The organism is Arthrobacter sp. A2-55, from assembly GCF_025548615.1.
In the GTDB taxonomy this organism is placed as follows: Bacteria; Actinomycetota; Actinomycetes; order Actinomycetales; family Micrococcaceae; genus Specibacter; species Specibacter silviterrae.
In genome coordinates this window covers 1-21,687 of record NZ_JAJLOZ010000034.1, presented here as the reverse complement: position 1 = coordinate 21,687, position 21,687 = coordinate 1, and the positions used below count along the sequence as shown (strand labels likewise).

Annotated in this window: 16 protein-coding genes; 12 read left to right on the top strand and 4 right to left on the bottom strand. The window is 64.9% G+C overall.

Annotated features, from left to right (window positions below):
* The first annotated feature begins 7 nt into the window (after positions 1 to 7).
* Positions 8 to 1,222, top strand: a complete 1,215-nt coding sequence (coaE, locus tag LPN03_RS11015; protein WP_262454264.1) for a dephospho-CoA kinase — start codon at positions 8 to 10, stop codon at positions 1,220 to 1,222.
* 50 nt (positions 1,223 to 1,272) lie between these two features.
* On the opposite strand, the gene LPN03_RS11010 is transcribed toward coaE, so the two are convergent.
* Positions 1,273 to 1,617, bottom strand: coding sequence for a DUF4190 domain-containing protein (locus LPN03_RS11010; RefSeq protein WP_262454263.1), 345 nt, complete (start codon positions 1,615 to 1,617; stop codon positions 1,273 to 1,275).
* Positions 1,618 to 1,740: 123 nt separating this feature from the next.
* On the opposite strand from LPN03_RS11010, the gene uvrB reads away from it, so the two are divergent.
* Together uvrB and LPN03_RS11000 are read left to right on the top strand one after the other, a co-directional pair.
* On the top strand, positions 1,741 to 3,816 hold the full coding sequence (uvrB, locus tag LPN03_RS11005) for an excinuclease ABC subunit UvrB (protein ID WP_165180672.1): 2,076 nt from the start codon (positions 1,741 to 1,743) through the stop codon (positions 3,814 to 3,816).
* Positions 3,817 to 3,978: 162 nt separating this feature from the next.
* Entirely contained in the window at positions 3,979 to 4,974 is a 996-nt protein-coding gene (locus tag LPN03_RS11000) for a TerC family protein (protein ID WP_165180673.1), read from the top strand.
* A gap of 24 nt (positions 4,975 to 4,998) precedes the next feature.
* Here the strand turns inward: LPN03_RS11000 and LPN03_RS10995 are convergent, their stop codons facing one another.
* Complete coding sequence (locus LPN03_RS10995; protein ID WP_240901662.1) at positions 4,999 to 6,285, bottom strand: alpha/beta fold hydrolase; 1,287 nt, start codon at positions 6,283 to 6,285, stop codon at positions 4,999 to 5,001.
* On the bottom strand, positions 6,282 to 6,782 hold the full coding sequence (locus LPN03_RS10990; RefSeq protein WP_165180674.1) for a GNAT family N-acetyltransferase: 501 nt from the start codon (positions 6,780 to 6,782) through the stop codon (positions 6,282 to 6,284). Before LPN03_RS10990 ends, LPN03_RS10995 begins: the two co-directional genes overlap by 4 nt.
* A 171-nt stretch (positions 6,783 to 6,953) precedes the next feature.
* Between LPN03_RS10990 and LPN03_RS10985 the strand changes: the two genes are divergently transcribed.
* Positions 6,954 to 8,327 carry an MFS transporter gene (locus LPN03_RS10985; RefSeq protein ID WP_165180675.1) on the top strand — a complete coding sequence of 458 codons (1,374 nt, stop codon included), beginning with the start codon at positions 6,954 to 6,956 and terminating at the stop codon, positions 8,325 to 8,327.
* 20 nt (positions 8,328 to 8,347) lie between these two features.
* Here the strand turns inward: LPN03_RS10985 and LPN03_RS10980 are convergent, their stop codons facing one another.
* Entirely contained in the window at positions 8,348 to 10,885 is a 2,538-nt protein-coding gene (locus LPN03_RS10980; RefSeq protein ID WP_262454261.1) for a DEAD/DEAH box helicase, read from the bottom strand.
* Between LPN03_RS10980 and LPN03_RS10975 the strand changes: the two genes are divergently transcribed.
* From LPN03_RS10975 to uvrC, 8 genes are all read left to right on the top strand, one after another.
* On the top strand, positions 10,884 to 11,726 hold the full coding sequence (locus LPN03_RS10975; RefSeq protein WP_262454260.1) for a trans-aconitate 2-methyltransferase: 843 nt from the start codon (positions 10,884 to 10,886) through the stop codon (positions 11,724 to 11,726). The two genes, LPN03_RS10980 and LPN03_RS10975, sit on opposite strands and share 2 nt — an antisense overlap.
* A gap of 37 nt (positions 11,727 to 11,763) precedes the next feature.
* On the top strand, positions 11,764 to 12,462 hold the full coding sequence (locus LPN03_RS10970; protein WP_205677967.1) for a PIG-L deacetylase family protein: 699 nt from the start codon (positions 11,764 to 11,766) through the stop codon (positions 12,460 to 12,462).
* Between the two features lie 115 nt (positions 12,463 to 12,577).
* Positions 12,578 to 14,320: an ABC transporter ATP-binding protein gene (locus LPN03_RS10965; RefSeq protein ID WP_262454259.1), complete on the top strand. Its 1,743-nt coding sequence runs from the start codon at positions 12,578 to 12,580 to the stop codon at positions 14,318 to 14,320.
* On the top strand, positions 14,317 to 16,251 hold the full coding sequence (locus tag LPN03_RS10960) for an ABC transporter ATP-binding protein (protein WP_165180679.1): 1,935 nt from the start codon (positions 14,317 to 14,319) through the stop codon (positions 16,249 to 16,251). Before LPN03_RS10965 ends, LPN03_RS10960 begins: the two co-directional genes overlap by 4 nt.
* The gene (locus tag LPN03_RS10955) at positions 16,248 to 16,640 is read left to right on the top strand and encodes a GntR family transcriptional regulator (RefSeq protein ID WP_240901663.1); all 393 of its coding nucleotides are present in this window, start codon (positions 16,248 to 16,250) and stop codon (positions 16,638 to 16,640) included. Before LPN03_RS10960 ends, LPN03_RS10955 begins: the two co-directional genes overlap by 4 nt.
* Before the next feature lie 93 nt (positions 16,641 to 16,733).
* Positions 16,734 to 20,228, top strand: coding sequence for an excinuclease ABC subunit UvrA (gene uvrA, locus LPN03_RS10950; protein WP_262454258.1), 3,495 nt, complete (start codon positions 16,734 to 16,736; stop codon positions 20,226 to 20,228).
* On the top strand, positions 20,215 to 20,883 hold the full coding sequence (locus LPN03_RS10945; protein WP_165180682.1) for a lysophospholipid acyltransferase family protein: 669 nt from the start codon (positions 20,215 to 20,217) through the stop codon (positions 20,881 to 20,883). Before uvrA ends, LPN03_RS10945 begins: the two co-directional genes overlap by 14 nt.
* Positions 20,884 to 20,885: 2 nt before the next feature.
* On the top strand, positions 20,886 to 21,687 hold an 802-nt coding region (gene uvrC, locus LPN03_RS10940), incomplete at its 3' end, for an excinuclease ABC subunit UvrC (RefSeq protein WP_262454257.1).

Sequence of the window (21,687 nt, the reverse complement as noted above, 5' to 3'; positions counted from 1 at the left end):
TGGAGTCATGCTTTCGATTGGGCTCACGGGCGGCATCGCATCCGGCAAGTCACTTCTGTCCGCACGGTTCCGCGAGCTGGGCGCCGTGGTCATCGATGCGGACCAGCTGGCCAGGGACGTGGTGGCGCCCGGGACCCCCGGCCTGGCCGCCGTGGCGGCCGAATTTGGCCCCGCAGTGCTGGCAGGGAACGGTTCCCTTGACAGGCCTGCCCTGGGGGCCGTGGTGTTTGCCGACCCCGACAAGCTGAAGGCACTCAATGCCATTGTCCACCCGCTGGTCCGCGCGGCGGCCGCCGCGTTGAAACAGGGTGCCGGCCCGGGAGCCGTAGTTGTCCAGGACATCCCGCTGCTGGTGGAGACCGGCCAGGAGGCATCCTTTCACCTTGTGGTGGTGGTTGATGCCCCTGCGGCGGTGCGCCGGGAGCGGATGGTGTCCCGCCGCGGCATGAGCGTGGCCGATGCCGACGCCCGGATGGCCGCGCAGCTTGGTGACGAACAGCGGCGGGCTGCTGCCGACGTCGTGCTGTCAAACACGGGCATGCCCGAGGAAGTGCTGGCGCAGGTGGATGTCTTGTGGCACCAGCGGCTGGTGCCCTTCGCCCGGAACCTGGCGGCCGGCGTGCCCGCACCCACGGCCGGGCCGCCGGTCATCGTGGAGCCGGATTCGGCCTGGCCTGCCCAGGCAGCCCGACTGGCCGGGCGGATCAGGCACGCCGTGGGCAGTTCCGCCCTGGGCGTGGACCACATCGGCTCGACGTCGGTGCCCGGCCTGGCTGCCAAGGACGTTCTCGACCTGCAGCTGCGGGTTCATTCATTGGCCGCGGCCGACGCCGTGGCGGATGAACTGGCCGGCGCCGGCTTTCCGCGCCGGGCGGGGGAGTGGTGGGACACGGGCCACGATTTCGGTGGCGGCCACACCGGGGAACGGTGGGCGAAGCGCCTGCACAATGCGGCGGACCCCGGGCGGCCCGTCAACCTGCATGTGCGGGTTGACGGCTCACCTGGCGCGGTGCTGGCGCTGGCCTTCCGCGACTGGCTGCGGGCCGACACCCACGTGCGCCTGCGCTACGAAAGCTTCAAGCGGGGCCTTGCCGCGGAACACTCCGCGGATGCCACCACGGCGGCCTATGCGGATGCGAAGGAGCCGTGGTTTCCCGCTGCGCTGCCGGAGCTTGCGGCGTGGATGTCCGCCACGGGCTGGGCGGCCCCCGGCAGGCAATAAGAAAGGCAGGTGCCTCCCTTGCGGGATGACACCTGCCTTGCTGGGGGCTCTTAGTTGCTGACCAGTCCCGGGTTGTTGAGGAGGGCCACGATGGCGATGATGTAGATGACCGCCACGATCAGGCCAAGAATGGTGAAGATCCAGCCAAGAATGACGCCGACGTTCGCGGGGGTGTTCTTGAACCCTGCCGCGGTGGACTTCTTCTTAGCAATGATGGACACGATCAGGCCGGCCAGGGAGAAGACAAAGCAGAGCACCAGGCCCACGATGCCCAAGGTCTTGCCGGGATCTTCGGCCGGGGCGCCGTAAGGCTGCTGGCCGTAGGGTGCAGGCTGTGCATAGGGCGCTTGCGGTGCAGGCTGCCCGTAGGGGTTTTCAGGTGTATTGGAAGTCATTTTTTCCTCATTCGGGTGGTGGTGCGATGATGTCTCGGACTATTTTTACATGCAGTGGACTAATTGACGCATCGAATGGATGGGGAGTCCTCCCCATGTCGCAACGGGGGTACCGTTAACCGCATGAGCCTTGCGCAGGAAATTAACCGTGTTGTTGCCCCTTTTGAGGTCATTAGCGACTTCCAGCCGGCAGGCGACCAGCCGGCCGCCATCAAGGAGCTGACCGAGCGGATCACCAACGGTGAGAAGGACATTGTGCTCCTGGGCGCCACGGGCACCGGCAAGTCGGCCACGGCGGCATGGCTGATCGAGCAGGTCCAGCGCCCCACGCTGGTCATGGTGCAGAACAAAACACTGGCAGCCCAGCTGGCCAACGAATTCCGCGAGCTGCTGCCCAACAATGCAGTGGAATACTTCGTCTCCTACTACGACTACTACCAGCCCGAGGCCTACGTTCCGCAGTCGGACACGTTCATTGAAAAGGACTCCTCCGTCAACGAGGAAGTGGAACGCCTGAGGCACTCGGCCACGAATGCACTGCTCACCCGGCGTGACGTCATCGTGGTGGCCACGGTGTCCTGCATCTACGGCCTGGGCACGCCGGAGGAGTATGTTGCCGGCATGGTCACCCTGACGCGGGGCGCAACCATGAACCGGGACGAGCTGCTCCGGAAGTTTGTCGGCATGCAGTACGCACGCAATGACATTGACTTCCACCGCGGCACGTTCCGGGTCCGCGGGGACACCGTGGAGATCATCCCCATGTATGAGGAACAGGCCCTGCGGATCGAATTCTTCGGCGATGAAATTGAAAACATTTACACGCTGCACCCGCTGACCGGACAAGTGATCCGGGAAGAAACGGAAATGTATGTTTTCCCGGCCTCGCACTACGTGGCCGGCCCTGAACGGATGGCCCGCGCCGTCAAGCAGATCGAGGAGGAGCTGGCGGAGCGCACCAGGGAGCTGGAAAGCCAAAACAAGCTCCTGGAGGCCCAGCGGCTGCGCATGCGCACCACCTATGACCTGGAAATGATGGAGCAGATGGGCTTCTGCAACGGCATTGAGAACTACTCGCGGCACATTGACGGCCGCGAGCAGGGAAGCGCACCGCACTGCCTGCTGGACTACTTCCCGGACGACTTCCTGCTGGTCATTGACGAGTCCCATGTGACGGTGCCCCAAATTGGCGCCATGTATGAGGGCGACATGTCCCGGAAACGGACCCTCGTGGACCACGGCTTCCGGCTGCCTTCCGCCATGGACAACAGGCCGCTGAAATGGGACGAATTCCTGGACCGTGTTGGGCAGACGGTCTACATGTCGGCCACCCCGGGCAAGTACGAGCTCGGCAAGTCGGACGGCTACGTCCAGCAGATCATCCGCCCCACCGGCCTCATTGACCCCGAAATCATTGTCAAGCCGTCCAAGGACCAGATCAACGACCTCCTGGGAGAGATCCGGGAGCGCACCGAAAAGAGTGAACGCGTGCTGGTCACCACGCTGACCAAGCGGATGGCCGAGGACCTGACGGACTACCTGCTCGGCAACGGCATCAAGGTCCAGTACCTGCACTCCGACGTTGACACGCTGCGCCGGGTCGAACTGCTCCGTGAACTGCGCATGGGCGTCTTTGACGTCCTGGTGGGCATCAACCTGCTCCGCGAAGGCCTGGACCTGCCCGAGGTGTCGCTGGTCAGCATCCTGGATGCGGACAAGGAAGGGTTCCTGCGCTCCGGGACGTCCCTGATCCAGACCATTGGCCGCGCTGCCCGGAACGTGTCGGGCCAGGTGCACATGTACGCGGACAGGATCACGGCCTCCATGCAGTTCGCCATCGATGAGACCAACCGGCGGCGTGAGATTCAGGTGGCCTACAACACCGAACGCGGCATCGACCCCCAGCCGCTGCGCAAGAAGATCGCTGACATCACGGACCAGCTGGCCCGCGAGGATGCTGACACGGCAGCCCTGCTGGAGGAAGCCCGGGGCAAGCGCGACAAGGCAAAGTCCGCCGTCCGCGCGGACGGGCTGGCCGCCCGCCCCGCCGCGGACCTGGTGCAGTTGATCGAAGAGCTTACGGCCCAAATGCACGGCGCCGCCGCCGAGCTGCACTTCGAACTGGCAGCCCGGCTGCGCGACGAGGTGGCGGATCTCAAAAAGGAGCTCCGCCAGATGCGGGGCGCCGGCCACGCGTAGGCGGCTGCCGCAAATACCGTGTAGGCTTAATCGCACGTAGGGGAGTATCCCAAACGCTACATTCGTCAACACGTGCGGCACCGTTGCTGCGCCGGGTGTAGCGGCCGCCGTCAAGGTGGTGGAGAGACTTATGTCTTTCCTCCATGCCTTGAAAGGTGCACGATGCACAATTTGCCCGTATGGTTTGAGGTCGGCTCCTTTGCCGTCCTGGGCCTGATCCTCCTCGCCGACCTCCTGCTGGTCATCAAGCGCCCCCACATTCCCTCCATGAAGGAATCCGGGCTGTGGGTGGCCTTCTACGTTGGGCTCGCCCTTATTTTTGCGGCGATGCTGTTCCTTTTCACCGGCGCCGAATTCAGCGGCCAGTTCGTGGCCGGCTGGGTGACTGAATACAGCCTCAGCATCGACAACCTGTTTGTTTTCATCATCATCATGGCCCGCTTCTCCGTGCCGCGGCGCTACCAGCAGGAAGTGTTGATGGTGGGCATCATCATTGCCCTGGTCCTACGCGGCATTTTCATCATGGTGGGTGCGGTGGTGATCGAACAGTTCAGCGCGGTGTTCTACATTTTCGGCGCCTTCCTGCTGTGGACCGCGTGGAAGCAGAGCCGCCCGGAAAGCGAAGGTGAGGACGCCGACAAGGAGAACTTCCTCATCCGTGCCGTGCGCCGCGTCATTCCCATGACCGACAGCTACGACGCCGGGCGCCTCCGCACCACCACCAGCTCCGGCAAGAAGGTGTTCACGCCCATGCTGGTGGTGTTTGTCACCATCGGCGTCACTGACCTGCTGTTCGCCGTGGATTCCATCCCTGCCATCTTCGGCCTGACGCAAAGCGCGTTCATTGTCTTCACCGCGAACATTTTCGCGCTCATGGGCCTGCGCCAGCTGTACTTCCTGCTAGGCGGTCTCATGGACCGGCTGGTGTACCTCAAGCACGCCCTGTCCGTGATCCTGGCGTTCATTGGCATCAAGCTGGTGCTTCACGCCATGCACGTCAACGAGCTGCCATTCATCAATGGCGGCCAATCCATATCCTGGGCCCCGGAGATCCCCACCTTCGTCTCACTGGCCGTGATCCTCGGTACCATGGCCGTCGCAATCGTGGCCAGCATAGTCCATTCGAAAAACAAGGAACGCCGACTCAACGCCGGTTGAGCCGGCCAGGGGGAAGCTGCCGTGCTAGGCGGCTTCCCCCCGAACCAGTTCCAGGAGCCGGGCGAAGATGCCCTCGCCGTCGTCGGCTATGCCGTCATGGTGGAAGTCGGCGCTTTCCCACACCCGCAGGCCCCTGACGGCGGCGGCGGTGGCCATGGAAAGGTCCCGGTCCACATAGATGTCGTCCGAGTAGACGGCGGCGGCCACCGGCACCGTGTTGCGTGCCAGCTGCCCTTCGTCGTACAGGGGGCCCCAGCCCTCGGTGCGGGCAGCGAGGAGCTCCGCGAGCCCGCGCAAGGGCACCAGTGACGGGTCCTGTTCAAAGTACCAGGGGTAGACTGCCTCGCCGGTCAGCAGGGGCTCCGGGGCATCGGGCGCGAAGTGGGGCCGGCCGGCCAGCACGCGTGCCGCGGCCCAGTTGCTTGCCACCCCCTGGACGTAGATGGATTCGTGCATGAGTGCATACAGGGGATTCGCCGCCCGGGTCACCAGCGCGGAAAGCTGGCTCAGGAAACTGTCCGAGAGCCGGTCGCCGTCGGGCGTGGAAACAAAGGCGTCCTCCAGCAGGTAGTGCAGGGCGTCAATGCGTGTGTTGCCGCCAAAGTAGTTCCCCAGCATCTGCACCCGCTCCGGCGTGAGCCGTTCCCCGGTCGGCAGTGCCTCGTGGACCGCGGCGACATGGCGCATGAGGCGTGTTACCAGGGCCCTGTCCTGGGGATAGCGGGCAAAGTACTCGGCGTTGCGGGCCACCAGCCGCCGGAACGTTGCCTCGTAGACCTGGTCGGCGGGGCCGTTGAGCGGGCCCAGCCCGCCCGTGACCAGCACCTCCTTCAGGCCCTCGGGGGCAAAGGACAGGTAGCTCAGGGCACAGAATCCGCCGTAGCTCTGGCCGAAAACCGACCACGGGCCCGACCCCAGTGCCCGGCGGATGAATTCGGCGTCCGCCACAATGTCCGGGGCCCGGAAATGGGAAAGGTAGTCGGCCTGCGCGGCCGTGTCACCCACCAGCGGGAGCGTCTGCCGTGAAGCCGGCGTGGACAGGCCCGTGCCGCGCTGGTCCAGCATCAGCACGCGGAAATTCTTGCTGGCTTCGCCCAGCCAGCCGTTCAAGCCAAGGGGGCGGTTCCCGCGGCCGCCCGGGCCGCCCTGCAAAAAGAGCAGCCAGGGAAGTTCCGTGGCGTCGCGGGCCGGGTCGGAAAGTTCCCTGGCGAAAAGTTCGATGGTGGGCCCGGCCGGGAAGGCGTGGTCGAGGGGAACCGTAAAATGATGGTCGCGCATCTGCACTCCGCGCATGATGTACGGCGCGCTCATGCCGAAACTTCCGCGGCGTTGCCGAAGCGGCCCAGCGAGGGGCCTTCGAGCCGGTACACGTGCCAGCCGTCCATGGGTGCTGCACCAATGGACTTGTAAAAGTCGATGGACGGCTTGTTCCAGTCCAGCACGCTCCACTCAACCCGTGCATAGCCGCGCTCCACGGCAATGCCGGCCAGGGTGCTCAGCAGCTGCTTGCCGTAACCGCTGCCGCGGGCCTCCGGGCGCACGTACAGGTCCTCGAGGTGGATGCCCATGGTGCCCTCCCAGGTGGAGTAATTCAGGAACCAGAGCGCAAAACCAACGATCGGCCCGCCGGCTTCGGGGTTGTCCACCACGTGCACGTGGACTCCCGGGTCCGCTCCAAAAAGGTTTTCGTGGAGCAGCGCCGCCGTGTTCTTGACGGCGTCGGGCTCCTTTTCGTAAACGGCCAGATCGTGGATCAGGCCGAGAATGGCCGGGACGTCGGAGGGGACGGCGGTGCGGATCAAAGTCATGAACTGAGCATATCCGGTGCCGCCGCGCGGCCGCGATGGCCCTCCAATCACGGAAATGCACAGCCGGCACCCAGAACTTCCGCGTGGTTCCTTGACAAAACTCCCATGCAACCTTAAGACGGAAAGGGGGGACGCGGTGGAAGCATTCAACTCTTGAAAGCGTACAAAACCATGACCACGGGTAATTCGGCTGCCTTGGACGGCCGCGAACAGCAAAGCCAGGTGCGCAAGGCGGCCATCGCCAGCACCATCGGCACAACCATTGAATGGTATGACTATTTTCTCTACGGCGCCGCGGCGGCCCTGGTGTTTCCGCACGCGTTCTTCCCGCACATGTCTCCCTACCTTGGCCTAATTGCCTCCTTTGCCTCCTACTTTGTCGGCTTTGTGGCCCGGCCCATTGGCGCGGCCATCTTTGGCCACTGGGGCGACCGGATTGGCCGGAAGGCCATGCTCATCACCACGCTGCTCATGATGGGCTTGTCGACGGCACTGATCGGCGTGCTGCCCGGCGCAAACTCCTGGGGCGACGCCGCACCGGCAATCCTGATACTGCTGCGCGTCCTGCAGGGCATCGCGGTGGGCGGGGAGTGGGGCGGGTCAATCCTGCTGTCCATGGAATGGGGCGACCAGAAGCGCCGCGGGCTGATGGCCAGCTGGCCGCAGCTTGGCGTGGCCATTGGCATCATCCTCTCCACCGGACTTATGGCAATATTCAACGGCATCATGGGCACAGAGGCGTTTGTTGCGTGGGGCTGGCGCATCCCGTTCCTGCTCAGCCTGGTCCTGGTGGCCATTGGGCTGTACATCCGGATCCGCATCATGGAGACCCCCATGTTCGCCGAGGTGGTCCGGAACAACAAGACCCAGAAGGCGCCCGTAATGGCGGTCATCAAGCGCTACCCGAAGGAGATCATCCTGTCGGCCCTGCTGCGCATGTCGGAACAGATGCCGTTCTACATCGTGACCGCCTTTGTCCTGTCCTACCTGACGGACAAGAACCACCATTACGGCTACAACTTCGTGCTGATCGGCACCATGGTCGCCGCCGCCCTGGAGCTGTTCTTTGTACCGTATTTTGGCCACCTCTCGGACAAAAAGGGCCGGCTGAAGATTTACCAGCTCGGCGCGGCCATCACGGGCGTGTGGGGGTTTGTCTATTTCGCCATGCTTGACAGCGGCGCGGCCTGGCTCGTGTTCATCGCGCTGTCCGTGGCCCTCGTGCCGCACGCCATGCAATACGGTCCGCAGGCTTCGATCATTGCCGAGAACTTCCCGACAAACCTGCGCTACACGGGTGCCGGGCTGGGATACCAGCTGGCCTCGATTGTTGCCGGCGGCCCGGCGGCACTGCTGGCGACGGTGCTCATGCACCAGTTTGGCACCGGATATGCCGTCTCCGCCTACATCCTGGTCTCCGCGCTCATCACGCTCGCGGCGTCGCTGGGACTCAAGGACCACTCCAAGTCGGACATTTCGGACTCCGGGACCTACTCACCGAGGACCGCGCCGTCCACGTCCAGCGATCCGCACAACGTGCATTAGGGCTGCGGCCGTCCCGCCGCCTACATGCGGCTAAAGTCCTCCAGCACGACGACGGCCGCGCCGGCCTGGTTTGATGCCTCCAGGTCGACGGTGGCCGTCATGGACCAGTCGTGGTTGCCGGCGGGGTCCGCGAGGGTCTGGCGCACCTTCCAGGAAAGTGCGCCCTCCGTGATGTGAAGCAGCGCCGGGCCGCGGGCGGCCGGGCCCGACTCGATGTACTCGTGTTCGTCCCAATAGCCGTCCAAGGCGTCGGCCCAGCGGTCCGCGTTCCAGCCGTGGTCGCCGTCGAGCTCGCCCAATGCCTCAAAGTTGTCATCGGCCGCCAGCTCCACCCGGCGGAACATTTCGTTCCGGACCATCACCCGGAAGGCGCGGTGGTTGTCCGTGAGCCGCGGCGGGGCCGGGGGCAGGGCCGTTTCGTCCGGGAGGTCCGGCTCTTCTCCGTTGGTCATCTTTTCCCACTCGTCGAGCAGGCTGGAGTCAATCTGGCGGACCAGTTCGCCCAGCCAGGAAATGATGTCCTGGAGGTCCTCCCGCAGGGCGTCCTGCGGAACAGTCTGGCGCAGCGCCTTGTAGGCATCCGTGAGGTAGCGCAGCACAATGCCTTCGGAGCGGGCCAGCGAGTAGTACTGGACGTATTCGCCAAAGTTCATGGCGCGCTCGTACAGGTCGCGGATGATCGACTTGGGGCTGAGCTCGAAGTCGCCCACCCATGGGGCTGCCTTCCGGTACACCTCGAAGGCCCCGAAGAGCATCTCGGCCAGCGGCTGCGGGTACGTGACCTCATCAAGGATGGCCATGCGTTCGTCGTATTCAATGCCGTCGGCCTTCATGGCCGTAACTTTCTCGGTCCGTGCGCGCTTGAGCTGCGCGGCGAGGATCTGGCGCGGCTTTTCCAGCGTGGACTCGATGACGGAGATGACGTCCAGGGCGTAGCTGGGGGACTCGGGGTCCAGCAGCTCCAGTGCCGCCAGGGCGAAGGGGGAGAGTGGCTGGTTCAGTGCAAAGTTCATCTGCAGGTGCGTGGTGAGCCGGACGGTCCGTCCGTCGCCCTCCAGCTCCCCTTCCGGGATGCGTTCCACAATCCCGGCGCCCAGCAGTTCGCGGTAGATGCCCAGGGCCTTGCGGATCAGTTTCCGCTGGGCGGACGGCGTTTCGTGGTTTTCCGTCAGCAGCTTCCGGGCCGCCTGGAACGGGTCGCCGGGACGTTCCAGCAGGTTCAGCAGCATGGCGTGGGTGACGCTGAAGCTCGAGGTGAGCGGCTCCGGCACGGATTCACTAAGCCGCTTGAACGTGGGCTCGCCCCAGCTGACAAACCCCTGCTGCGGCTTCTTCCTGACCACCTGGCGGAGCTTCTTTTGGTCGTCGCCGAACTTTGCCACGGCCTTGGCCATGGCCTTGGTGTTTTCAATGACGTGCTCCGGCGCCTGCACCATCACGGTGCCGGCCGTGTCGTAGCCGGCACGCCCCGCGCGGCCGGCAATCTGCTGGAACTCGCGGACCTGCAGCACGCGGGTGCGCACGCCGTCGTACTTGCTCAGGGCAGTCATGAGGACAGTGCGGATGGGCACGTTGATGCCCACGCCAAGGGTGTCGGTGCCGCAGATTACCTTCAGCAGCCCTGCCTGCGCCAGCTGCTCCACCAGGCGGCGGTACTTGGGCAGCATGCCGGCATGGTGCACCCCGATGCCGTGGCGCACCAGCCGGTTGAGGGTCTTGCCAAAGCCTGCCGAAAAGCGGAAGCCGGCGATGAGCTCGCCGATCCGGTCCTTTTCCTCCCGGGTGCAGACATTGATGCTCATCAGGTTCTGTGCCCGGTCAATGGCTTCGGCCTGGCTGAAGTGCACCACGTACACCGGTACTTGTTTCGTGGCGAGCAATTCCTCCAGCGATTCATGCACGCCGGTGGTGACGTAGTAGTAGTGCAGCGGAATGGGGCGCACGCCGGAGGAAACCGTGGTGGTGGTCCGGTTGGTCAGCTCGGTCAGCTCGCGTTCAAAGCGCGTCACGTCCCCCAGCGTGGCGCTCATGAGCAGGAACTGGGACTGGGGGAGTTCCAGGAGGGGCAGCTGCCAGGCCCAGCCGCGCTGGGGATCCGAGTAGTAGTGGAACTCGTCCATGATCACCACGCCCACATCGGCATGCTCGCCCTCACGCAGGGCAATGTTGGCCAGGATTTCCGCCGTGCAGCAGATGATGGGGGCGTCCTGGTTGACCGAGGAATCCCCGGTGATCATGCCCACGTTTTCCGCCCCGAAAATCTCGCACAGGGCAAAGAACTTTTCCGACACCAGGGCCTTGATGGGGGCCGTGTAGTAGCTGGCGGCCCCGCGTGCCATGGCGTTGAAGTGGGCGGCGATGGCCACCATGGACTTCCCGGAACCAGTGGGTGTGGAGAGGATCACGTTGTTGCCGCTCACCAGTTCAATCGCGGCGTCCTCCTGTGCGGGGTAAAGCTCCAGCCCGCGGTCCATGGTCCACTCCAGGAATGCGTCCAGGACGTCGTCATCACTGGAGGTTTGGGGGTCAAGGCCGGAAAGCTGCTCAAGAAGGTTCATGGTGGTTCCAGTCTACGGGGGCAGGCTGTGGCAGGATGACGCCATGGGATACGAACAGCTGACCTGGGATCCTGCAAAATACGTGGAATTTGGCGACTTTCGCAACCGGCCCTTCTTTGACCTGACGGGCCGCATCACGGCCGATGCGCCGCGCCACGCCGTGGACCTGGGGTGCGGGCCCGGCAACCTGACAGCCACGTTGTCCCGGCGCTGGCCCGGCGCGAACGTGGAAGGCCTTGACAGTTCCGCTGAAATGATTGCCAAGGCCAGGCACGACGCCGGCACCCGGGACGGCGGGTCCCTCACCTTTGCCGAGGCGGACATCCGCAGCTGGCGCCCGGAGCCGGGCACGGACGTGGTCGTCTCCAACGCGGCACTTCAGTGGGTGCCGGGCCACCAGGAACTCATGTCCGCCTGGCTGGCCGCGCTTGCCCCGGGTGCGTGGCTGGCGGTGCAGGTGCCCGGCAACTTTGCGTCCCCGTCGCACGTGCTGATGCGCGAGCTTGCGGAATCGCCGCGATGGCGGAAGCAGCTAGACGGGGTGCTGCGCCACAATGACGCCGTCTGGGAGCCCGGGCAATACCACGAGCTCCTTTTGGGTGCCGGAGCCCGGGCCGATGTGTGGGAGACAACGTACAACCAGCTGCTGCAGGGGGATTCCCCCGTGCTGAACTGGGTGCGGGGGACCGGCCTGCGGCCCGTGCTGCAGGCGCTTGGCACCACGGACGGCGCCGAGTACGAGGCCGAATATTCAGCGTTGCTTGATGAGGCCTACCCGGCCGGGGAATTTGGCACCATCTTTCCGTTCCGCCGGATCTTCATGGTGGCGCAAAAACTCTGACAAGTTGTTTATGGAAATAGTGGAAAGGACCATGGCAATGGCTGGCTTGGAGGCATTTCCGCAGGACTGGCAGACGGCCCTGGTGCTGGTTGCTCACCCGGATGACCCGGAGTACGGGATGGCGGCCGCGGTGGCGGAATGGACGGCTGCGGGCAGGGACGTCCACTATGTGCTGGCCACCCGCGGCGAGGCCGGCATCGCCGGGCTGGCCCCGGCCGCATCAGGGCCCCTGCGGGTCACTGAGCAGGAACGTGCCTGTGCCCGGGTGGGCGTGTCGAACCTGGTGTTCCTGGACCACCCCGACGGCCGGATTGAACCGGGGCTGGCGCTCCGGCGCGAGTTCGCCCGCCATATCCGCCGGGTCAGGCCGGAGGTGGTGCTGACCTTGAACCACCGCGATGAATGGGGCCCCGGGCGGTGGAACAGTGCCGACCACCGGGCAGTGGGCCGGTGCGTGCTGGACGCTGTCTCCGACGCGGACAATGAGTGGATTTTCCCTGAACTCATGGCGGAGGACCTGCCGCGGCACAAGGTGCGCCACGTTGCGGTCATGTCCCCGCACCCCACGCACGCCCAGCCCGTCAGCCAGGCGAGCATTGACAGCGCCATCGCGTCGCTGGCGGAGCACCGCGAATATCTCAAGGCCCTCAGCACTACACCTGTGGAGGACCAGGCCCGGGCCCAGGTGGAATTGGTGACGGCCGGCGGCTCCGTGAGATTCGAGCTTTTCGGCTAGCTTCCGGCGCAGCCGGGTTGCGCTGTGGGAAAACTGCGCTGACACGGGGTCCCCGCAGGAGTACGTTATTAGCTGAACTAGTGTCCCGGGGTAAGCAGTCAAAAAGGAGTCCCACGTGCTGTTTCGCTTGATTGCGCACAACCTGGCGCCGCACAAGGCGCCCTTGGTGGCCATTGTGGTGCTGCAGTTCCTGTCCACCCTGGCCTCCCTATACCTGCCCACCCTCAATGCCGACATCATTGACAACGGCGTGGTCAAGGGCGACATAGGCACCATTTACTCGCTGGGCGGGTGGATGCTGGCCATCACCGCCGGACAGGTGGTCTGCGCCATTGCCGCCACCTACCTCAGCGCCCGCCTGGCCATGGGCGTGGGGCGGCAAATGCGCCGTGACCTGTTCAACAAGGTGGAGACGTTTTCAGCCCAGGAAGTGGGCATCATTGGCGCACCGTCCCTGATCACGCGCACCACCAACGACGTCCAGCAGGTTCAGATGCTGACCCTGATGTCCTTCACCATGATGGTCATGGCGCCCATCATGTGCATTGGCGGCATCATCCTGGCCATGAAGCAGGACGTGCCGTTGTCCGGCCTGCTGCTGGTGATCCTGCCTGTGCTGATCGTGGCCATCGCCTTGATTGTGCGAGTGCTGGTGCCCACCTTCCGCAAGGTCCAGCGCCAGCTGGACGACATCAACGGGGTGCTGCGCGAACAAATCACCGGCATCAGCGTGATCCGGGCCTTTGTGCGCCGGGACTTTGAGGCCGAACGGTTTGCCACGGCCAATGGCGCCCTGACCGCCTCCCAGCTGCGCGCCGGCCGCCTCCTGTCCCTCATGTTCCCCACCATCTTTTTCGTGGTGAACGTGACCAGCGTGGGCGTGCTGTGGTTTGGCGGGCAGCGAATCGATGCCGGCAACATGCAGATCGGCGCATTGACAGCGTTCCTGAGCTACATCATGCAGATCCTCATGTCCGTCATGATGGCAATGTTCATGTTCATGATGATCCCGCGCGCCGCCGTCAGCGCCGAGCGCATCCAGGAGGTCCTGGACACCGAGGCGTCCGTGGCCGACAAGCCGGGATCCCTGCAGGTGGACCGGCTGGACGGGACCCTGTCCGTGAACAGCGCCGCCTTCAAGTACCCCGGCGCGCAGGACCCGGTCCTCTCCGGCGTCACCTTCACCGCCGCGCCCGGAAGCACGACGGCGGTGATCGGCTCCACCGGCAGCGGCAAGTCCACGCTGGTGAACCTCATACCGCGGCTCCTGGAGGCCAGCGACGGCACCATCCGGCTGGGCGGGCACGACATCAGGGACGTCACGCTGGCGTCGCTCCGCAGCGCCATCGGCCTGGTGCCACAAAAGGCCTACCTGTTCTCCGGCACCGTCGGTTCGAACGTCCGCATGGGAAACAGCAACGCCACCGACGAGGAAGTGTGGGCGGCGCTGGAAGTCGCCCAGGCGGCGGATTTTGTGCGGGAGATGCCCGAGGGCCTGGACGCCCCGATCGAGCAGGGCGGGTCCAACGTCTCAGGCGGCCAGCGCCAGCGCCTGTGCATTGCACGGGCCGTGGTGGCCAAGCCGTCGCTGTACCTTTTTGACGACAGCTTCTCCGCCCTGGACTACGCCACTGACGCAAAGCTCCGGGCAGCGCTGAAACCCGTCACCACCGACGCCGCCGTCCTGGTGGTGGCCCAGCGGGTGGGCACCATCCGGCATGCCGACAACATCCTGGTCCTGGATGAGGGCAAGCTGGTGGGCCAGGGCACCCATGACGAATTGCTGGAAAGCTGTCCTACCTACCAGGAAATTGTCACCTCCCAAATGACCGAGGAAGACCAGGAGCACGCAGCATGAGCATGATGAGGGGCCGGGGAGGCCCGCCGCAAAAGGCCGCAGCATTCGGTCCCAGCCTCAAGCGCATCCTGCGCCTGATGGCCCCCGACAGGCTGCGAATCATCTGGGTGGTCTTTCTGGCCGCCGTCTCGGTGGGCCTCTCCGTGGTGGCACCCAAGGTGCTGGGCCACGCCACGGACCTCATCTTCAACGGTGTGGTGGGCCAAATGCTCGCCAAGTCCTTTCCTGCCGGCACCACCAAGGCGGCAGCAGTTGCCGGGCTGAAGGCCCACGGCCAGGGGCAGCTGGCGGACATGCTCTCGGGCATGGGTGTGGTTCCCGGCCAGGGACTGGACCTGGGTGCCCTGGGCTCCGTTTTGATGATTGTCCTGGCTTTGTACATCGTGGCCTTCTTCTTCAACTGGTCCCAGGGCTACATCACCACGGGCATTGTGCAGCGCGCCATGTACCGGCTGCGCCAGCAGATCGAGGACAAGCTGGACAGGCTCCCCATGTCGCACTTCCAGCAGGAGTCCCGCGGCGATGTGCTGTCCCGCGTCACGAATGACATTGACAACTTTTCCCAAACCCTCAACCAAACCCTGACACAGCTCCTGATCGCCGCGCTGACGGTGGTTGGCGTGCTGGGCATGATGTTTTCCATCTCGCCCCTTCTGGCTGGCATCTCGCTGCTGACGGTGCCGGTGGTGGCGTTCCTGACCGTGTTCATTGCCAAGCGTTCCCGGGTGCAGTTCGGGGTGCAGTGGAAATCCACCGGAGAGCTCAACGGGCACGTTGAAGAGATGTTCACGGGCCACGAAATTGTCAAGGCCTTCGGCCAGCAGGAAGCGGCCATCGAGAAGTTCCGGGTTTCCAACGACGAACTGTATGAGTCAAGCGCCAAGGCGCAGTTCATTTCCGGCATCATCATGCCCAGCATGAATTTTGTCTCCAACCTGAACTACGTGGTGGTCGCCGTTCTTGGCGGCATCCAGGTGGCCTCGGGCATCATCACCATCGGCAGCGTCCAGGCGTTCATCCAGTACTCGCGGCAGTTCAGCCAGCCGATGGCACAGATCGGCAGCATGATCAACCTGCTGCAGTCCGGGGTGGCGTCGGCGGAGCGTGTCTTCGACCTGATCGACGCCCAGGAGCAAACCCCCGACCATGTCCCGGCCGCGAAGCCCGCGCCCGCCCGGGGGCGCGTGGTCTTCGACCACGTGAACTTCAGCTACAACCCGGACGAGCCCCTCATCAAGGATCTCTCCCTCACGGCGGAACCCGGGGAGACGGTCGCCATTGTCGGACCCACCGGTGCCGGCAAGACCACCCTGGTCAACCTGCTCATGCGCTTCTACGAGATTGATTCCGGCAAGATCACGGTGGACGGCGTCGACACGTCCGAACTCACCCGCGACGACCTCCGGCGGCAATTCGGCATGGTGCTCCAGGACGCCTGGCTGTTCGGCGGGACCATCAGGGAAAACCTGGCGTACGGCAAGCTCGGGGCCACGGAGGAGGAAATCCTGCAGGCTGCCGAGGCCACCCACGTGGACCACTTTGTCCGCTCCCTGCCGGACGGCTATGACACCGTTCTGACGGACGACGGCGGCGGGCTCAGCCAGGGCCAGCGCCAGCTCATGACGATTGCGCGCGCCTGGATTGCCAACCCCGGCATCCTGATTCTCGACGAGGCCACCAGCTCGGTGGACACCCGCACCGAGGTGCTGATCCGCCAGGCAATGAACCGCCTGCGCAGCGGCCGCACCAGCTTTGTCATCGCCCACCGGCTCTCCACCATTCGCGACGCCGACCTGATCCTGGTCATGGACGACGGCAGGATCCTGGAGCAGGGTACCCATGCTGAACTGATCGAGGCGAAGACGTTCTACTACGATTTGTACATGAGCCAGTTTGGCGACCCGTTGTTTGAGGAGGCGAGCACAGCATGAATGCCATGGACGTGATCATGCGCAAGTGGAGGCTGGACGCCACTTCCACGGTGCCCCCGTACGAACAAATCCGGCTCCGGATCCTTGACCTCGCGGCGTCCGGTTCCCTGGCCGTCGGCACCAGGCTCCCTTCGGTGCGGTCCTTCGCCACCGACCTGGGCGTGGCGGCCAACACGGTGGCCCGCGCGTACCGCGAATTGGAGCAGGCCGGCATTCTCCTGACCGCCGGCCGCAGCGGAACCGCCATAGCGTCCGGCGGAGACCTGGTCCAGGCCCGCATGGCCGAAGCTGCCGAGACATTTGCCGCCGTCGTGCATGAACTTGGCGTGCCGGCGCCCAAGGCCCTGGCCATTGTGTCCGCGGCGCTGGAGAGCGGCACCGCACGCTGACCCGCCCTGCGTTCGAACGAACATTCGACTATACTTGCAAGAGTTGCTGCAGCATCATGTCCAAAATCTTGGGACAGAACTTCAAAGGAAACAATGCCGGAAACACAGGCCCAGCCCAAAAACCCCACCACCGTGGCAAAGCGCCCCGACCTCTCGCGGCTGGTGGTCAAGGGCGCACGGGAAAACAACCTCCGCAATGTGGACCTGGACCTGCCCCGGGACTCCATGATCGTCTTCACCGGCCTGTCCGGCTCCGGCAAGTCATCGCTCGCCTTTGACACCATCTTCGCCGAGGGCCAGCGGCGCTACGTTGAGTCGCTGTCCGCCTATGCCCGGCAGTTCCTGGGCCAGGTGGACAAGCCGGACGTCGACTTCATTGAGGGCCTGTCCCCGGCCGTGTCGATCGACCAGAAATCGACCAGCAAGAACCCCCGCTCCACGGTGGGGACCATCACCGAAATTTATGACTACATGCGCCTGCTGTGGGCCCGGGTGGGGACCCCGCACTGCCCTGTCTGCGGGGAGCCCATCGCCAAGCAGACGCCCCAGCAGATTGTGGACCAGCTGCTGGAAATGCCCGAGGGCACCCGGTTCCAGGTCCTGGCCCCCGTGGTGCGCGAGCGCAAGGGCGAGTTTGTGGACTTGTTCCGCGAACTCACCGCCAAGGGCTACTCCCGGGCCAAGGTGGACGGGGAACAGGTGCAACTTTCCGACCCGCCCAAGCTGAAGAAGACGTTCAAGCACACCATTGAGGTGGTGGTGGACCGGCTGGTGGTCAAGGACGGGATCTCACAAAGGCTCACCGACTCGGTCGAGACCGCCCTGGGGCTTGCCGAGGGCCGCGTCCTGGCCGAGCTGGTGGACCTGGGGGAGTCCGACTCCGGCCGGATCCGGTCGTTTTCCGAAAACCTGGCGTGCCCCAACGAGCACCCCCTCGCCATCGATGAAATCGAGCCGCGGTCGTTTTCCTTCAACAACCCCTTTGGTGCCTGCAGCGCGTGCAGCGGCATTGGCACCAAGCTGGAGGTTGACGAGGAACTGGTGGTCCCCAACCCCTTCCTGTCCCTGGCCGAGGGCGCAATTGCCCCGTGGTCGCTGGGAACCGCCACCACCGAATACTGGAACCGGCTCCTGGAAGGGCTGGCCGACGAGCTCGGCTTCTCCCTCAGCGATTCGTGGAACAAGCTCAGCACGGATTCCCGGCAGGCCATCCTGTACGGCAAGGACCACAAGGTGGTGGTCCAATATCGGAACCGCTTTGGCCGTGAACGCAAGTACAGCACCGGCTTTGAGGGCGCCGTGCAGTACATCCAGCGCAAGCACATGGAGACGGAGTCCGATTCCGCCCGTGACCGGTATGAAGAGTACATGCGCCAGATCCCGTGCCCGACGTGCGGCGGCGCGCGGCTGAACCCGGCATCGCTGTCGGTGCTGATCAACGGCAAGAACATTGCCGAGGTCTGTGCCCTGTCCATGCGCGACTGCTTCGACTTTCTCTCGCACCTGGTCCTGACCGGGCGCGAGGAGCAGATTGCCAGCCAGGTGCTCAAGGAAATCCAGGCCCGGCTGAAATTCCTGCTGGACGTGGGGCTGGAATACCTGAACCTGGAACGCGCCTCCGCCACGCTGTCAGGCGGGGAGGCCCAGCGCATCCGCCTGGCCACCCAGATCGGGTCCGGGCTGGTGGGTGTCCTGTATGTGTTGGACGAGCCCTCCATCGGCCTGCACCAGCGCGACAACCGGCGCCTCATTGAAACCCTGACCCGGCTGCGCGACCTCGGCAACACCCTCATTGTGGTGGAGCACGACGAAGACACCATCAACGAGGCCGACTGGATAGTGGACATCGGTCCCGGCGCCGGCGAGCACGGCGGCCGCGTGGTCCACTCCGGTTCGCTGGCCGGCCTGCTGGAAAACACGGAGTCCCTCACGGGCGACTACCTGTCCGGCCGCAAGTCCATTGCCATCCCCGCCAAGCGGCGCAAGTATGACAAGGGGCGGGTGCTCAAGGTGGTGGGCGCGCGTGAAAACAACCTGCAAAACATTGACGCCACGTTCCCGCTGGGGCTGCTGACAGCCGTCACGGGTGTCAGCGGCTCCGGGAAGTCCACGCTGGTCAACGAGATCCTCTACAAGGTGCTCGCCAACAAGCTCAACGGAGCCAAGCAGGTGGCCGGACGGCACCTTCGCGTGGACGGGCTGGAGCACCTGGACAAGGTGGTGCACGTGGACCAAAGCCCCATCGGCCGCACGCCGCGCTCCAACCCCGCCACGTACACGGGCGTCTTTGACAACATCCGGAAACTTTTTGCCGAGACCAACGAATCCAAGGTCCGCGGCTACCAGCCCGGCCGCTTCTCCTTCAACGTCAAGGGCGGGCGCTGCGAGGCCTGCACGGGAGACGGCACGCTCAAGATTGAAATGAACTTCCTGCCGGACGTGTACGTGCCCTGCGAGGTGTGCCACGGCGCCCGCTACAACCGTGAAACCCTCGAGGTTCACTACAAGGGCAAGTCCATCGCCGACGTCCTGAACATGCCCATCGAGGAAGGCGCAGATTTCTTTGCCGCATTCACCCCGATCGCCCGGCACCTGCGCACGCTGGTCGACGTGGGGCTTGGCTACGTTCGCCTGGGCCAGGCGTCCACCACCCTTTCCGGCGGGGAGGCCCAGCGCGTGAAGCTGGCCGCCGAGCTCCAGAAGCGTTCCAACGGCCGCAGCGTCTACGTGCTGGACGAGCCCACCACGGGCCTCCACTTTGAGGACATCCGGAAACTGCTGCTGGTCCTGCAGGGCCTGGTGGACAAGGGCAACACGGTCATTGTCATTGAACACAACCTTGACGTGATCAAGAGTGCAGACTGGATCGTTGACCTGGGGCCCGACGGCGGCATCACAGGCGGGATAGCGCACGCCCTGGCGGCCGTGGGCCTGCCCGTGCCGGGCGACGACACCCTGTCGGCCATGATCGGGCCCAAGCTGGCGGACGCCCTGGTCTCGATTGCCGGGGTCCCGCAGGAGCGGGTGCCCGAGGTCATCGACGCATACCGCAGCTGGTATGCCGCCACCGGCATGGACATGTCACGCGTCTACCCCGGCGTCAGGGAGCTGCTGGCGGGGCTGAAGGCACGGGGGCACCGTTTGGCTGTTGCCACCCAGAAGCCCGAGCCGCTGGCCAATGCCCTGCTGGCCCACCACGGGATCAACCGCTGCTTTGACGTGATCCGGGGCTCGCATTCGGATGAAACCCTCATGCCGGGGGAGCCGGGCTACCGTGCCGGCAAATCGGAAATCATTGCCTCCGCCCTGGCGGGCGTTTCATCACTGGCGGCCTTGGGCGGCTCTCCCAACGCAGTCCCCGGCACCGTCCGGGAGGCCGTCATGGTGGGGGACAGGCACCAGGACGTCCACGGGGCCCGCAGCAACGGACTGGACTGCATCGGCGTCTCCTGGGGCTTCGCGCCGGACGGCGAGCTGGCAGCGGCGGGTGCTGCCGCCGTCGTGCATTCCGCTGCGGAACTGGGGGAACTGCTGGGCCTGGCCGCCGGGCCCGTTGCAGGGCGGGAGGCCGTCCATGGCGCTGTATGACCTGACCCGGGTGCTCACGCGCGGCACCATCGCCGGCCTGTGCCGTCCCACCGTGGAGGGGCTGGCCAATGTGCCCAAGGACGGGCCGTTCATTGTGGCACCCAACCACCTGTCGTTTTTTGACTCCGTCATTGTCCAGGCCTTGACGCCCCGGCCCGTTTCCTTCTTTGCCAAGGCCGAATACTTTACCGGCACGGGCGTCAAGGGCCGGCTCATGAAAACGTTCTTCGAGTCCGTGCACTCGATCCCGGTGGAACGCGGTGAGCAGGCCGCCAGTGTCAAGGCACTCAAAACATTGCTGGACATTCTGGGCCGCGGGGACGGCGTGGGCATCTACCCCGAGGGCACGCGCTCCCGCGATGGCATCCTGTACCGCGGCCGCACCGGCGTTGGCTGGCTGGCCCTGACCACCGGCGCGCCCGTGGTGCCAGTGGGCATCATCGGCACCGAAAAGCTCCAGCCGGCGGGGCGGAACACTGTCAAGCCGCAGCCGTTCACCATGAAGTTCGGCAAGCCCCTGTACTTTGACAAGACGGGCCCGGACCATTCGCTGCCCGCCCGGCGCGCCGTCACGGACGCCATCATGGACGCCGTGGCAGCCCTCTCCGGCCAGGAGCGCAGCGCCAAGTACAACCAAAGCCCCAGTGTTGAGTAGCCGTGGCTGACCCGGCATCGTACCGGCCCAAGCCCGGTGAGATTCCCACGGACCCGGGCGTTTACCGGTTCCGCGACGAACACGGCCGCATCATTTACGTGGGCAAGGCCAAGAACCTGCGCTCCCGCCTGAATTCGTACTTCGCCAACCCGGCCACCCTGCTGCCCAAGACGCATGCCATGGTGCACCATGCCGCCAGCGTGCAGTGGACCACCGTGGGCAGCGAGCTGGAGGCGCTCCAGCTTGAATACACCTGGATCAAGGAATTCGCCCCCCGCTACAACCTGGCGTTCCGCGACGACAAGACCTACCCGTACCTGGCTGTTTCCATGGGCGAAACAGTGCCGCGGGTGCAGGTGATGCGCGGGGAGCGGCGCAAGGGCACCAAGTACTTTGGCCCCTACACGGCCGGGGCCATCCGCGAAACCATGGACACGCTGCTGCGCGTCTTTCCCGTCCGCAGCTGCAGCATGGGCGTGTTCAAGCGCGCCGAACGCAGCGGCCGCCCCTGCCTGCTGGGCTATATCGACAAATGCGCCGCGCCCTGCGTGGGCCGCATCAGCCTGGAGGACCACAAGGCGCTGGCGCAGGATTTCTGCGACTTCATGGGCGGGGAAGCCAAACGTTTCATCGGCAAGCTGGAAGCATCGATGGCGGCCGCCGTGGCGGAACTGGACTACGAACAGGCAGCCCGGCTGCGCGATGACCTCATTGCCCTGCGGAAGGTGTTTGAGCGCAACGTGGTGGTGCTGGCCGAAGACACCAACGCCGACATTTTTGCCGTCGAACAGGATGAGCTGGAAG